Origin of the sequence: Streptococcus oralis, from assembly GCF_023109005.1 — a bacterium.
Classification (GTDB): Bacteria; Bacillota; Bacilli; order Lactobacillales; family Streptococcaceae; genus Streptococcus; species Streptococcus oralis_BU.
The window spans coordinates 233,008-246,981 of record NZ_JALDTU010000001.1 but is presented as its reverse complement, the minus strand read 5'-3'; the positions used below and the strand labels follow the sequence as shown (position 1 = coordinate 246,981).

Here is a 13,974-nt window from a genome sequence, read left to right as displayed (position 1 = left end):
AGACCTCCTTTATTTTGGATAATTGGATAGTTCTGGCTTATCAATAACCTGGAATCCGTAAGGTGCTGAAGGTTCTTCCTTTACAGTAACTACCAAGCGTTTCTGACTTCTGTTCTCACCGTCTTTCACGGCTACTACATAGGTTAGCTGATAAGTTGCTTCATCAACAATCAAGCTAGATTCCAAAATCACAGACTGCAGTTGACCTGCTTGTCTATCTATCGTTAATTGAGGAGCTACGAAGTCAGCCATTTTCCCTTTATCAGAGTAAAGGGCTGGCAAAAAGTAACGTGAAAAGGCATCTAGTTCCCCTGTTTTTGACTGAATGGTTTTTAGATTTGAAAGATCCTTGGATACGGCCGAGAGCTGCTTTTCTTGATGGTAAACTAGCGTAAGGGATAAGCCAGCAAGTGTCAGACTTCCTACTAGACTCAATAACACCAAAACTCTTCCTAAATACACCCAAAAAGAGCGTTTAGAAGAGGTTCGAGGTTTGGGAGTTTCATGTTTCAAGGAAGAGGCTTCAGCTTTCTCTTCAGGAGTCTTCTCTAGATGTTTTGTTTTAGTCTGGCGCTTAAAGAAAGAGGGTTTTGCTTCTTTTGTTGCAGCCTCCTGGTTATTCAACGTACCAGGCTTCAGGAAGAGGCTGTCTGCGATTCCCTCAAACGGCAAATAGATATCTTCTTGGTAGATCACTACATTCTTTTTATCCAGTTCCTCTACCAATAAAACGGCCTCTGCCGCCTCATGCTTAACCTTGGCATTTTCTCGCTCCAGGGCTTGATACACAAGGTCTCGATTCTTATACGTTGTGGTCGTGTTTTGTGTCAGATTGGTTAAACGGTACATGTTTTTCAGCTCCTTTCAATTTTCCTTCAGCAAGAGCTGTTTCAATATCAGCCCAGGTTAAATTATGTTCGGCCAAGTAGTTTGACCGTTCCTCATGTTTGGCCAGAATGATTTGAGTTTCTAGCCGCTGCAGTTTCTCTTCTTCCTTCTTGGCCTTGGTCATATAGTCAGCTAAGCGGTCTTCCGCTTTCTGTTTTTGTTTTTCCAAAGTTTCTAATTTTGTCATTATTCCTTTTTCCCTTCTGTACTTTGTGTTTGGTTAGTGATTGGTTTGTTTAACGATGGAATACTCGCCTTTTCGCTGGCGTTCAAGCTGTCCACAATCAAAATGGGGTCAATATGATTTACCAGGTATTTCCCATCTTGCTTGCTGAAGCGAATCCGTATGGTTCTTGAAGATCCTACGTTTGTTTGGGCGTTAGTATAATCATACTTCTTCTGTAACTGTGTCTGAGTGTATCTCACTTGAGCTAGGGCAACATTATTTTCTTGATCGATGTAGATGGTAGAAGACTTCATCTGTGTATCCACTACATAGCCCTTATAGGTTTGTACCGTTGGTTCTTCTTCAGAGTTCACTTCCTGATTGTAAGCAGCTTCTGTCATATAGGGCAAATAGCGATTTCTATTTTCTCCCAGATCCTGCTTATTGAAGTAAGCCGTCAAAAATTCCTTTACATATTCTTGCGTTAGTTCGCTTCCCTCTGCTTTGGTTTCTTGTTGCGTAGTTTCAGCTTCCTGTTTAGCTTTCTTTTGCGCTGAGGTTGCTGCACCAATCCAGAATACGAATCCTAGAACTAGCACAACTCCTATAAGGATTCCTCCTATTTTCAGGAGTTTCAATTTCTCCATATCTATCATTTTCATGATTTACCTTCTTTCTTTTTTAATTCGGCGTCGCAAACGTATAGTAGTAAGCTGGATATAGGACAGAAAAATGTACCTTATCCTGTACACCTTGGATATTACATTCCGAAACGAGGAATGAACCGTCGGAGTTTACAGCTTCCACAATAGCAACATGGCCGTATTCACCTGGTGTCCCACCAAATCCACCTAGAACTGATACAACGGCTCCTTTCGTTGGAGACGTACTATATCGCCATCCTTTTGCGACTAGGCTTGTTACCCAATCCTGACCATTACCAAGATAACCATAAGCTCCTGATAAGTCCGTAATCGTTCCTAGTTCGACTAAACGATTATACGCATACCAAGTACACTGACCAACTGGGTAGCCGCTTCCTTGTTGTGTCGTCATGGAGGCCTGGGTAGGAGGGTGTTCCACTTTTGACTGATACTCTGCAGGGAAATCCCAAGAGGATGCTAACGCTCCGCCTCCTCGAACTTGTTGGGTAAGAAAAGCGTGGATTTGTTTAGCATTATTCTGGCGCTCTAAGACCTTGTCTCCAGAATTCCCTTCCCAATTAACCAGAAAACGCTCTGTAAGTGTTTCTACGTCTTCTGTGCCGGTTAGAATTGAGGTTAGTTCAGTGATATAGTAAGGAGTATCTCCCTCCAGCATAAAATCCAGCTGCAGCTCTAAATCGTACCACTTTTTATCTTTGGATTTTGCATAATTCAATAATAAAGTATGCCTGGTGGAACCATCCGCTGTATCTGTCCACTGACCTAATCCTAAACCTCGATGAAGAATATTTGGATACCCACCGTCATAGATAGCAGGTCCTCCTATAGCTAACCAGGACTCATCATCCCAGGAGGAAGAATCAGCCCCTACTGGTGGGCTAAGATAGTCTCCTTCAGCACGTTTAGGATTGATATTACTTTCTGTAGCAAAGTTTCCAAGCATGGCTGCCAAACCATTATCTGTCAGCCCTGGTACCTTTTGCTTCAGGAAGTCTTTTATCGCTCGTGATTTTTGTCCTAAGTCACCATCAAGTGTAGTAATGACTGAGGTTGTCTGATTGTACGTGACAGATTGAAAGTAAAAGCCTGGATTGACTGATGTCCACTTTTCTTTCTTATCCTTTGTCTCTTTTTCCTCCAATTTTTGATACTGGATGACCTGGTAACCATTTGACGTTACCTTCCCAACCTCGTCTCCAGCCTTGACCTGATCACCGTCAGAAACACGGATATTTCCTACATCTTCATAAGTAAAGATGGCTTTATCTGTCTTGATGGATACAGTCGTATCATCTGTCACACTGACTTTACCCTCAAGAGGAGCTCTTATAGCTTGCCCTGTTGAAGCTTTTAGTTGTGTTTTCTCATAGATTTCACTTTTTGAAGTATAACCAAACCGCTTCAGGATAACTAGAGGAGCTTGATAAGAAGGGTCGTCCTCCTGGTAAAAGGGGTTAGCTAGTTCTTGATAAGAGGGGTATCGACCAACCTCTTTAGTCAACTCCTCTAACTCTTTATACTCTTCTAGTTCACTATCACTCAACTTAGTCCACTTTAGATCTGATGAGGAGCCATATAAGTCAGCCATCTTTTTCAAGTTGTGAGGGTCATCATTCAAATGATTCCAAAGATCATTCAAGGCATCAGAATAGTGATTAAAACCTAACGTCCCAGCCCATTCACCACCAGTTCCCTCATTCCAGTTACTTTCTGGTTTCCAGTCACTACCGTAGCGAAAGTTCATGAAAAAGAGCATATCATCGATGTTCGTCCAATAGTCGACCTTATCATTTGACTTCTCTCGATCTCGTTTACTGATCTGAAGCCAGGACTTGTTCAGGTCAAATTCATTTTGTTGGACAGGACCACTTCCTCCAAATATGGCCATAAATACCCCTAGAACAGCAAAGATGAGGAACATTAAGAAATAGGACTTGACAGCTAAAGGATTGGATAAGATGGAACGCAGGGGCTTTGTCGCAACCTTCAAAACCTTTCCTGTCCCTCTTGACACCTTCCCAAACTTTGAACGTGCAAGTCGCTTTCTGGCCTGTTTCATCTTTTTGCTGAGTTTTCCTTCCCAGGAGAACTCTCTAGGTGTTCGAGTATACCCTCGCCCTCTGATGAAATTATAGCTTCTATTGAGCTGTCCATAGCTGTGCTTGATAGAGTACTTAGACAGATTTCCTGCAGCCTTCGTTGCTCTTTTAGATGCGTTTAACTGATACTTTAACTGACGTATATTCTGCCTCGCCTGAACCCAGTTCCCAAGAATATCATTATCTCGGATTGTCTTCTCAACATCATGCCTCAGCTTCATTCGGGCACTTTGTTTTGTTCGTTTCTTTATACGATTGGGAATATAGCTATCATCAGCCTTCTTAGCTCGTTTATAGAGCGTTGTTGCAATTTGTTTTTCCAACTTTGCTCGATCACGTTGTTGCTTAAAGAAAAGACCTCTAGCTGTTGCTTGAGGTCCTTTGTGTAGTTTATAATCTTTGTTCGCTAAGCGATAATTCTTTTTAGCTTCTTTAAATGCAACTTTTGAGTCTAAACGTGCTTCTTTAGGATTTTTTTCTGCATTCTGGGAGGATCCTTCTTTGATTCTCCGCTTACGCTCCTGTTTTAATTGATCGGGATCACTTTCAAACAAAAGAAATCACCTCTCTTTCTATTTTTTAACTATCTGTAGCTACCAATTGATACAGTTTGGTATCTTTAGGGATAGGATTTTCAAATGGAACAATCGTATCTCCAGCCACAATCAAACCAGTACCTTTTGCTTTTGGTCGCAAAACAAATCGCTCCAGTGAAGGTGTAAGAGGGATGACCTGCTCCAAGGCTTCTAGGTCTGTCCGCTTCAGCTTCAGGAGGGCTAAAAACTCACAGTTTGCGACTAGCTTTCTACCTTCTTCTGTAGATAAAACAGTCTCTGGGTTCTGTGTAATCCCTGTTGGAATAGCCCCGTACTTACGAATACGTGAGTATAGTTCTGTAAAGAAGGTTGCTTGCAGTTTATTTTTGAAGTATAGCTGCAACTCATCAAAGTACAACCATGTAATGGTTCTACCTTGGTTATTGACTACCTGGTTCCAGATGAAGTCCTGAATCACCAGGAGGGCAAATGGCTTCAATTTACCACTCAACTGCTTGAGGTTAAAGATAATAAAGCGACTATTCATATTGACATTTGTAGGATGAGCAAAGATATCGTTTGAACCGATAGTATAAGGTTCTGCCTTCAGCGCCAGATCCTTGGCTACATCTTCAGGTTGACGTTCTAAAACTGATTGCCAATCCTTAAATGTTGGTTTTTCAAATTCCTCATAAGTCTTTCTCGTTACACGGTCAATCATCGCAAATTCATCGTCTGATACCTCAGAGAATATATTCTCAAACAAGGTTGATAAGAGGTTTGATTTTTGGCCAATCGGGTCACTATCTTCTGCCTGCAGTTTATCCTTATCAGGGAGATCCAACAAGTTAAAGTGATGTTGCGACCCAGGAGCGATTGTGATGATTTCAGCACCTAATTCTCGGCCAATATCACTGTATTCATCTTCAGGATCGACGATAATGGTATTATCTTCAGGGTAACGTAGTTTGGTAGGAATAATCTCTCCTCCTTTGGCAAGAACTGACTTTCCTGATCCTGAAATCCCAAAGATACAACCTGAACCTGTATTCAAGTCTTTTTTACGGTCAACTGTGATAGCGTTCTTAGAGAGCTGATTCTGGCCATAATAGATTGCACGTGGACTGCTAGATCGAAGATCTACGTTGGTAAATGGAACTTGTGTGGCCAAGTTACTGGTAGTCATATCTCTCATAAAACGGCGTTTCACATTGATAAATGGAATCCCAATCGGTAGAATCGTATTCAAGGATTCTTCCTGGTACAAGTAACACTTATCCAGGTCTACCGTATTCTTACGGACAGATCGTTGAACCTGCTCTGTGTAGATATTCAACTCTTCCAGAGTGTCAGCCATGAAGAAAATCGTCATCACACCTGAAAACATTTTTTGGTCATTGTCCTGGAGTTCTTCAGTCCATTTCTCTGTTTCACGAGATGTCTCCACAGCTTTCCCACCAACGGCCAGGTCACTTCCATAACCTTCTTTTGCGGCAGTCTTCTGACTTTTGATCATTTCCCTACGTACACTTGACTTAACTGTCTTGATTTTCTTCAGGGCATCTGCAGTATCATAGGGTTTCGCATGCAGACTGATAGCCAATTCAATTCCTGTATCCAGGATATTCTTGATCAGTTTGTCATTCAAGAAGGTAGGATATTGTCTAACATACATCACCCTTGCGAAACAATCATCAATTTTCATATGATCTTTTTCAAACTTCAGATAGTTTGGAGCTACAAAGTCTCTGGTGGATAATCCAGAAATAGCGATGTCTTCATAGTTAAAATCAATAAAACCTTCTCGCCTCAAGAGTTTTCGGAAGATAAGAAGACGATCTAATCCCTCTAACTCCTTAAAGGAGATTCCTAAGCCACTGTATTGACTTTCAATAACGCTGGCTGTATCATCGAGGATTCTTCTAGCTTGATGATCCTGGTCTGTTTGGGTAGTAATCGTCAGATATTTTTCCACCTTGAAGGTATTTTGTTCCTGAGAGAAACGATCATTGATCATCGCATTGTACTCTTTACGATAATCGTCATATCCATCCCCAACCAAATCATAGCGGATAGAAGATAAGCTATTGCTTTCTACTCGACGATTCAGGATCAAGAGCTGCATATCATTATCAATATCCAGCGAATTAAAAATATCAGCGTTTGTTTCAATGATATCAATTCGCTCATCGTCTGTTGCAGTAATATAGCTTGTATCACCTAGACGATAGGTCTTTGAAAATTGATCATTTGTAATTTTCATGAGCCCATCAGGCATCAACCATTGATAATTAAGACTATTCTGTGTAGATGCCGTCATGGTACGTCTTAGACGTTTGGCCCGTTCCCGTTCTTCCTTAGAGAGTTTCAGGGTTTTCTTTCGGCCGAATAAATTCATTTCTTGTATATTCCTTTCTGTCATAGTCTGTCTGATAAGAGCGTTCCTGTTTAGTCAAAAGGAAACGGATCTCATCTTTAATTTTTTCATCAATATAACACCCGAAAATAACAAAAGGCGCTAATAATAAAATATCAACGCCATAAAGGATTATATCAGGTGCCTTCAGCCAATAGAGGATAGTAGTGACAACTACTGTCAATGCTATCCCAAATAATAGCACCAACTGTCTCAGTGTCATATACCCTAAAACTGGCCTTTCATAGCTATCTAAAGCCTTTAAAAATTCACTGCCTAAACGTGTCATTCTATTCCTTTCATTAAAAAAAACAGCCATAATGGCTGCCTTATACTTTTAAGTGTTAGAAATTGCAAAAGTTCCAAATATTGCTCCTACTGCGCACACTATTAAAGTTGCTATAATTATCGGACTTAATAGAGCTTTCGAAATTGAAGTAATTAAAAAGAAATTAACCACTGAAACTATGACGATAATAAACCAAATGAAATTTTTGATTGTTTCTATTTTATAACTAGACTTATTTATCACTGAATAAACTATAGGTATCATAAAACCGATAATAATCAACACAATACCAAATAGTAAATAGTTCCAAGAGGAATTATCCTTATATGACATAACATGTGAAGCAATCGTCACATCTTTCCGAGTTATCATTTTATCAATATCAAAATGATGTGTTAGTTGCTTATTCAAATTACCAAGACTGATATTAAACCAAATGGTAACTATTGCGTAGATTAACTCTACTGCAATATAAGGTGTATAAGGGCTTTCTAATACTTCAAAAAATCGATTTCTATACAAGTTCGTCTCCTATATTCAGGTATGATGTTCTTCTATGTAACGTTTTAAAATGAGATACCGTCTTAATAACAACGAGTAACTAAAATTATAAACTAAAATAGTCAAAAATAGCAAAACTATAAACAGTGTTATAATGATACTCAGTAATACACTTTCGTTCAATTCCTTGGTAGGTACACCTGTTAGAGGTGAGAATAAAATCGCAAGAAGGCGTTTCAAATCATCCGAAAAAATAATCGTTAATACGAGACCTACCAACAATTTCCAGCTACGAGAAGCTCTCTCTTTTTTTATTTCCAGCTCTGTCAATTCTGCTAACAATGCCTCTTTTGACTGTTTTTTATAGTAATTCAAGGCTTCCTTGTATCGGCGTTCATGCCGTTTCGTCCACCTTTCATAATAATTTTTTATAGTAGATCTCATAGGATTATTATACTCCTTTCAATCATCACTCATTCTCCTTTTATTATACCATATCCTAGTTCACCTGCATGATGTTTTTGGTCATGCGTTGGCTGCCAAATAGCATGACAATGTAAATAATTCCTTTAGCTATAGCAACTAAAGCACTTGTCCAGGCTCCAGTCTTATCAACTGTCAAGAGATCATTCGTGACAATGGCTGGGTAAAGCATGATAATAACCACTAGAATCAATCCCTGAAGGACAGCCGCAATATAGAGCTTAAAGAAGCCGAAGCAAATTGGACGTAGGCTATCCACCATGTAACAAGCGACAATAATTTTAGCGATTCCCTTATACGTGTAAAGCGTAAAGGAGCGCAACAAGATCAATAACTTAGTTGATATCTGACCAACAAAATCAACGACCCAATAAATAAACTGGAGCATAGCTTTAGCTATAGCATTGACTCCTTTTAAATCTGGTAACTCAGTTTCATACGGACTAATACTTGCGCTAGCCACCGCCTTAATTACAACGTTAAACAACCAAGACAAGGCATCGAAAATCGCATCCACATATAGGATAAAAAATAGGGCGATGGCATACTTGAGGATTTCTTCAATCCAAAGCTGAAAAGACAACTCCCCACCATTGCTTTTAAGTTGTTGGTGCCAATTCATGAGGTTGATCCCCATAAAAAGGAGAAGAAGCAAAATTGCTACCTTCTCCATCGAACCCGAAACTGTCTCCATCAGCTGATAGGCTGTCGCATTATAGTCTTTCAGACTCATGGTTAGTTGATCAAGTGTGGATTGGTTCATAAAACCACCTCCTTTTTCTTCCTCATACTAGCCAAGAGATTGAAGACCTGAAGCCAAAGCTGTAAAGAGAGCTTTTAAAACAGCACCAATAATTGCGCCCAATATGATACTCTGAAGTCCTTTATCCTTTTTATCATCTAATTCCCGTCTGATTCCGATTACTAAATCCCAGGCACCCCAAGCCGCCCAACCAATACCGATAATCCCACCGATATTTCCAATTTTGTTAATAAAATCTACAACTGCATCCATTATTTTTTTCTCGCTTTCTTTTTATAAAAAAGGTACTAAGAAATATTCCTAGTACCTACTTTGTTTATTTAATACTATTTTTCATCCTCTGGACGAAAGGTTAGAGAGAGAGCTGTAATCACAGCTAAGACAACGATAATGGTCGTTTCCCACCAGTGATAAATTGGAACACCTTCAGGCATTATCCAATCTTTGAACCAATGTTCAACACTTGTTGGAGCACTACCTTCTTTTGTCAAAAATGCCCAGTAGCATATAACCAGAAAAGCCACAACAACCTTAAATACAACCCAACCAATTGCTGTAGCAATCAAGCTCTTAATCAGATTAAAGATAAAGAGGAGAAACATGAGTGGAGTCGCAACCATCAAAGCGGCAGCTCTCACAATCACACTCGGTAGATTCTTCATTCCTGACCAGATGGCTTTTCCTAGCCCACGTAGGCCTTTTTTCCACTTCTTCTCTTCTTCAGGTTTGGTGACTTCTGATTTTTTTTGAGTTGGAGTGTAGTATCTATATCCACTTCTAGTCACATGTGCATCCATTTTCGTGTCCTTTCTCATCTCTCTTCCCCCTCTTTTTTATGGCTTCATTATACCATAGATGAGGGGGAATTTCTAGATGTTCTATTTTTTATGTTTACGAAGCCCTGCTCCTGCAAGAGTCATCAATCCCAAAATCATTCCCCAAGTTGGAAGCATGCTTGCTGCGGTTCCTGTGTTTGGAAGTGATGGCTGCGGTTGTGGCTTGCCTGGTTCTTCAGGTTTTGGTGGTTCTGGAGTGTGGGTTGTTACCTTCGCAATCATTTCTTGTCCATTGACAATATTGACAAAAGTATTCTCAACTTCTCCAGCTGCAATTCGTTCTACTTCGATGTAGAAGTCCGCATCAAAAGTTCCTTTAACTCCTAGAGATTTTAGGAAATCTTGATTGATGACATAAGACCATCGGCCATCTTTGGCATCCCACTTAATAGTCACAAGTTTCTTGATAAACTCAGAATTTGTGTCTTGGTTGAACTCAAAGGTAAAGGCATAAGAGCTACCTTTGGCAATCTTATCACCTGCTTTGATAAGCTTACCATCCTTAAGGATAACATCGTAAGGCAACGTTAGGTCTTTTTCTGCTGTGTATTCTGTACCCTTGATGACACCTTTCCAATTACCTGTATAACGGTCATGCTTCATATCAAGCTTATCCAAACCGTCATATTGGTACAACGTATGGTGTCTTTCTGGAACAGTTGCACCGTCAAGAAGGTACTGAATCAATTCACCCATTTGAACTTCTTTACCGTCAAGAACTTTCTGACCTGTTTTATCAAGCGCATGTTTTTCTGGGTGTTTTGGTTTAGGTGGTTCTGGTGTACGAGTAATAACCTTAGCGGTCATTTCTTGTTTATTGACAATATTGATGAAGGTATTCTCAATCTTATCACCAGTTTCAATACGCTCAACCTCGATGTAGAAGTCAGCATCAAATGTTCCTTTTACTCCTAGGGAGTTAAGGAAGTCTTGATTGATAACGTAAGACCATTGACCACCTTTGGCATCCCACTTAACAGTCACAAGTTTCTTGATGAACTCTGAATTGGTACCTTGGTTAAACTCAAATGTAAAGGCATAAGTGCTACCTTTGGCAATCTTATCACCTGCTTTGATAACCTTACCATTTTTCAATGTCACGTCATAAGGCAACACAAGCTCTTTTTCTGCTGTATATTCTGTACCCTTGATGATACCTTTCCAATTACCAGTATAGCGATCATGCTTCGTATCGAGTTTATCCAAACCGTCATATTGGTACAACGTATCATGTTTTTCTGGAACAGTAACACCGTTAAGAAAATACTGGATATAGTCGCCTAATTGAGCTTCTTTGCCATCAAGAACCTTTTTACCTGTTCTATCAAGCGCATGCTTTTCGGGTTTCACGTTAGGAACTTCAACTGTTACAAGATTTGACTGATAACTATTACCAAAATCAATCTGTTTAAAATCGTTCTTCACGATTTCCCCTGCTTTAACCAAAAGCTTCGCTGGAAGATCAATCGTCACGTTTTTATTTTGCTTCACGTAATTTTGGTAGAAACTCTGAGAGTTCTTCGGTGTCCAAAGATAGAACTCACCTTTAGGGTTCAAGTTTAATTCTTTCAGAATCTTATTGATTGCATCTGTACGTCCTTTGTCTGAAAGGACGTGATGCATCTCAAAGAGAGCTTTCACATCTTGTCCTGCAGCAGTCATCTTGATCTTGCTGTGGTCAACTTTGAAGGCATTGTCTTGAACATCATCCAGGATAGCAAACTTCTTACCAATCGCTTGTGTTGAAGCAAGTGTTTTGGTGTAAGGACTGTAATCTGTCATCAATCGGAAAGTCACGTTGCGATCGAATGTTGTCGCCCCGTTTATATTCTTACCAGAACGATCCAGGACAGCTTTGACTGGTTTTGGTGGTTTCGGTGTGTAGTTCGTAACAGGGTTTGAGAAAACTTCATAGTCGTTTACTAAAACCTTGTAGGTATTATCGTAAAATCCTTTATCATAGATTGGCTTCCAGGTAATCACTGGAGCTTCTAAGCGTTTTCCTTGATAGGTAGCAGTAAAGGTATATGTGTTCTTTCCTGCATTATATGAAACAGTCCATCCTGCTTTCTCTGCCGCTGCTTTTGTGACAGCTACATCAGGAACTGCTCCAGCTTCGAGTGGATCAATGATGGTAATCTTGTCCCCTTTTTTCAGGTTCGCATAGATATTGTCATGGGTCAATGTATAAAGCTGAGTAGCGTTTTTAGCTACTGTTTTACCATCTGTGTTGGTCTTATCTGTATCTGCTACAGATTTTCTGACAACTGGCTTATACTTCAACTTGTAGCCGTGATAGCTTGCTGATAACTTCTGATTTTTCGTCTCAGAAAGTGTTTTAAGAGCCAAGGTTGGCTTAACTGGATTTTTCGCTTTAACCAATTCAGCTGATACAGGTTCAGTCTTAACTGGCTTCACGGTTGTTTTTGTGATAGTTGCCGTAGCTGGAACTTCAACGACTGGCGTTACAACCTTTGTATTCAAAGCGAACCAATAGGTTTGGCCACTTGGATTATCTGGTCCATCCCATTGAATAAATTCGGTTGTGAAGGCTGTCCCTTCCTTGAAAACACCAAGTGCAGCGCCCTTATATTGGTAAGGTGAGTCAGATGTATCCCAAAGATGACCTACATCTTCTTGACGATTGTACTCTTCAGCGTAAACATAACCATAATCCTTGTTATATGTTACAGTTGAGCCGTTAATTTCAACATGAGTTCCGTTAATGGCTTTCGCACCTTCCCAACCAATAAGATTATGGTTGAGTGAGGAATAGGTCAGGGTTGCAGGAGTCTTTTCACTTGCTTGGAAGGCCACTTCTTTCCCATCCACATTGTAGTAGTAGGTATCCGTAACCAAGAAATTCATGTAGTCTGCTGCTCCACCAGCTCCATCGTTACGAGCTACCACGAATCCTTCTGTTGGATCATTCAAGACATAGACATCATTCAATCCTGTCTTCCCTTGATTAAGAAGCTCGAATTTTCGATGGATACGAGAAATATCATGCTTTTTACCATCTGCAGTTGAAACAGTCAAACCTTTCAGATTAGTGTAGTCAATTTCTGTTTTCCATCCATTGCCCACATCTTTGTATTTCAAGACTTTAGTCGAGTCAAGAACACGAGTATAGCCTGATGTTCCATTTGATGAAGCGATGTAATCTTTGGTAGTTACCTGCGCTCCTGAAGCAGAGGACTCTACTGTTGCTTCAGGATTAGCTGTTGCAAGACTTAGAGCCTGTAAGACAACCTCTTTTGTGAACCCTTCCGTACTTGTTTTAGATTGAAGTTCATTGTATTTCTTCTGCCATTCAGCCTGGGTCTGCTTAGCTTTATCAAAGGCCGTTTGATTTTGTTTGGCAATTTTGTTGGCTTCATCTACTGAAGAAACTTCCTGTGTTTTAGAAGTTAAAAGTACACCAGAATTTTTCAAATCTGCTGACTTACGATCAGCATCTTGATTGACTTGATCACTAGCATTCTTCTTCTCTGTGTAGGCAGCCATCAGGGCTTTGTTAAGCTCCACTTTGGCTTTTGCAGTCGCAATAGCCTGGTCATTTTGTTTCTTCAATGCTTCTACTTCTGCGACTGAAGAGACCGTACGTGTAACGACTTTAACGTCAACCTTTTCTTTCTTCAGCTGTACAGATGCGCTTTCTACCGCTTTGTTTAGAGCAGTAGCTTGTTCAACAGTAGCATCATACTTAGCTTTTTCACCCAGGTATTTTGTTACTGCTTGTTGGTTATCTGACAAGACTTGTTTAGCTGTTTGAGTAGCTTTCTTGTTTTTGTCGGCAGTTCCATCTGTGGCAGTCGAACCGTCATTCGTCACTGTGACAGTCGTTGCCCCTTCATGTTTGGCTTTTTTATCAGCTACAAATTGATTATTAGCGTGAATAGCTTCCTGCGCTTCCTGGAAGGCTTCATTGTTTGTGACTTGTTTTGTAGTCGTTTCTTCCAGTTCCTTGACTTGCTTGTCCTGATCTTGTTTAATCTCAGACTTAGACTGTTCAAGTTTTGGAGCAGTGGTATCTGTTCCCTTATCAACACTTGATGTTTCAGATACAACTACTCCAGCTTTTTTGGCATTGTCAGCAGCCTTTGTGACTGCTCCATTATCAATCGCTACAGACTGGCTTCCTGTTGTTTTGCCAGCTTGTTTAGCGTATGCGTTGTTGTCGTTTTTAGTTTCAGGCTGTACTGCTTCATCCGCCAATACAGAACCTGCAGAGAAGGCTACAATACCTGCAACTGCAATTCCTGATACTAAGCCTTTAGCCCATTTTTTCTTACGGAAATATCCGTGTCCTTGTGTTTTTTCTGTCATTTA

At 40.1% G+C, this 13,974-nt stretch carries 12 protein-coding genes; all 12 read right to left on the bottom strand.

What is annotated here, in order from left to right:
• Positions 1-9: 9 nt before the first annotated feature.
• Entirely contained in the window at positions 10-849 is an 840-nt protein-coding gene (locus M1F56_RS01210) for a hypothetical protein (RefSeq protein WP_247916598.1), read from the bottom strand.
• Positions 803-1,075, bottom strand: coding sequence for a type III restriction endonuclease (locus tag M1F56_RS01205; RefSeq protein WP_247916597.1), 273 nt, complete (start codon positions 1,073-1,075; stop codon positions 803-805). The genes M1F56_RS01210 and M1F56_RS01205 overlap by 47 nt, the downstream gene beginning before the upstream one ends.
• Positions 1,075-1,716: a hypothetical protein gene (locus M1F56_RS01200; RefSeq protein ID WP_247916596.1), complete on the bottom strand. Its 642-nt coding sequence runs from the start codon at positions 1,714-1,716 to the stop codon at positions 1,075-1,077. Before M1F56_RS01200 ends, M1F56_RS01205 begins: the two co-directional genes overlap by 1 nt.
• A gap of 19 nt (positions 1,717-1,735) precedes the next feature.
• Positions 1,736-4,372: a phage tail tip lysozyme gene (locus M1F56_RS01195; protein WP_247916595.1), complete on the bottom strand. Its 2,637-nt coding sequence runs from the start codon at positions 4,370-4,372 to the stop codon at positions 1,736-1,738.
• 25 nt (positions 4,373-4,397) lie between these two features.
• Positions 4,398-6,752, bottom strand: a complete 2,355-nt coding sequence (locus tag M1F56_RS01190; RefSeq protein WP_247916594.1) for a VirB4-like conjugal transfer ATPase, CD1110 family — start codon at positions 6,750-6,752, stop codon at positions 4,398-4,400.
• Positions 6,712-7,059, bottom strand: coding sequence for a PrgI family protein (locus tag M1F56_RS01185; RefSeq protein ID WP_247916593.1), 348 nt, complete (start codon positions 7,057-7,059; stop codon positions 6,712-6,714). The genes M1F56_RS01190 and M1F56_RS01185 overlap by 41 nt, the downstream gene beginning before the upstream one ends.
• A 48-nt stretch (positions 7,060-7,107) precedes the next feature.
• The gene (locus M1F56_RS01180) at positions 7,108-7,581 is read right to left on the bottom strand and encodes a hypothetical protein (RefSeq protein ID WP_101776592.1); all 474 of its coding nucleotides are present in this window, start codon (positions 7,579-7,581) and stop codon (positions 7,108-7,110) included.
• A gap of 15 nt (positions 7,582-7,596) precedes the next feature.
• The gene (locus M1F56_RS01175; protein ID WP_247916592.1) at positions 7,597-7,935 is read right to left on the bottom strand and encodes a hypothetical protein; all 339 of its coding nucleotides are present in this window, start codon (positions 7,933-7,935) and stop codon (positions 7,597-7,599) included.
• A 124-nt stretch (positions 7,936-8,059) separates the two neighbouring features.
• Positions 8,060-8,806, bottom strand: coding sequence for a hypothetical protein (locus tag M1F56_RS01170; RefSeq protein WP_247916591.1), 747 nt, complete (start codon positions 8,804-8,806; stop codon positions 8,060-8,062).
• A 27-nt stretch (positions 8,807-8,833) separates the two neighbouring features.
• Entirely contained in the window at positions 8,834-9,058 is a 225-nt protein-coding gene (locus M1F56_RS01165) for a hypothetical protein (protein ID WP_247916590.1), read from the bottom strand.
• Between the two features lie 74 nt (positions 9,059-9,132).
• Positions 9,133-9,621, bottom strand: a complete 489-nt coding sequence (locus M1F56_RS01160; RefSeq protein WP_247916589.1) for a hypothetical protein — start codon at positions 9,619-9,621, stop codon at positions 9,133-9,135.
• Between the two features lie 63 nt (positions 9,622-9,684).
• On the bottom strand, positions 9,685-13,971 hold the full coding sequence (locus M1F56_RS01155) for an SspB-related isopeptide-forming adhesin (protein ID WP_247916588.1): 4,287 nt from the start codon (positions 13,969-13,971) through the stop codon (positions 9,685-9,687).
• Between the last annotated feature and the right edge of the window lie 3 nt (positions 13,972-13,974).

What these genes read in the sequence shown, in the direction of transcription:
- M1F56_RS01210 (WP_247916598.1), bottom strand. Translation starts at nt 849, where the DNA reads ATGTACCGTTTAACCAATCTGACACAAAACACGACCACAACGTATAAG.
- M1F56_RS01205 (WP_247916597.1), bottom strand. Translation starts at nt 1,075, where the DNA reads ATGACAAAATTAGAAACTTTGGAAAAACAAAAACAGAAAGCGGAAGAC.
- M1F56_RS01200 (WP_247916596.1), bottom strand. Translation starts at nt 1,716, where the DNA reads ATGAAAATGATAGATATGGAGAAATTGAAACTCCTGAAAATAGGAGGA.
- M1F56_RS01190 (WP_247916594.1), bottom strand. Translation starts at nt 6,752, where the DNA reads ATGAATTTATTCGGCCGAAAGAAAACCCTGAAACTCTCTAAGGAAGAA.
- M1F56_RS01185 (WP_247916593.1), bottom strand. Translation starts at nt 7,059, where the DNA reads ATGACACGTTTAGGCAGTGAATTTTTAAAGGCTTTAGATAGCTATGAA.
- M1F56_RS01170 (WP_247916591.1), bottom strand. Translation starts at nt 8,806, where the DNA reads ATGAACCAATCCACACTTGATCAACTAACCATGAGTCTGAAAGACTAT.
- M1F56_RS01165 (WP_247916590.1), bottom strand. Translation starts at nt 9,058, where the DNA reads ATGGATGCAGTTGTAGATTTTATTAACAAAATTGGAAATATCGGTGGG.
- M1F56_RS01160 (WP_247916589.1), bottom strand. Translation starts at nt 9,621, where the DNA reads ATGAGAAAGGACACGAAAATGGATGCACATGTGACTAGAAGTGGATAT.
- M1F56_RS01155 (WP_247916588.1), bottom strand. Translation starts at nt 13,971, where the DNA reads ATGACAGAAAAAACACAAGGACACGGATATTTCCGTAAGAAAAAATGG.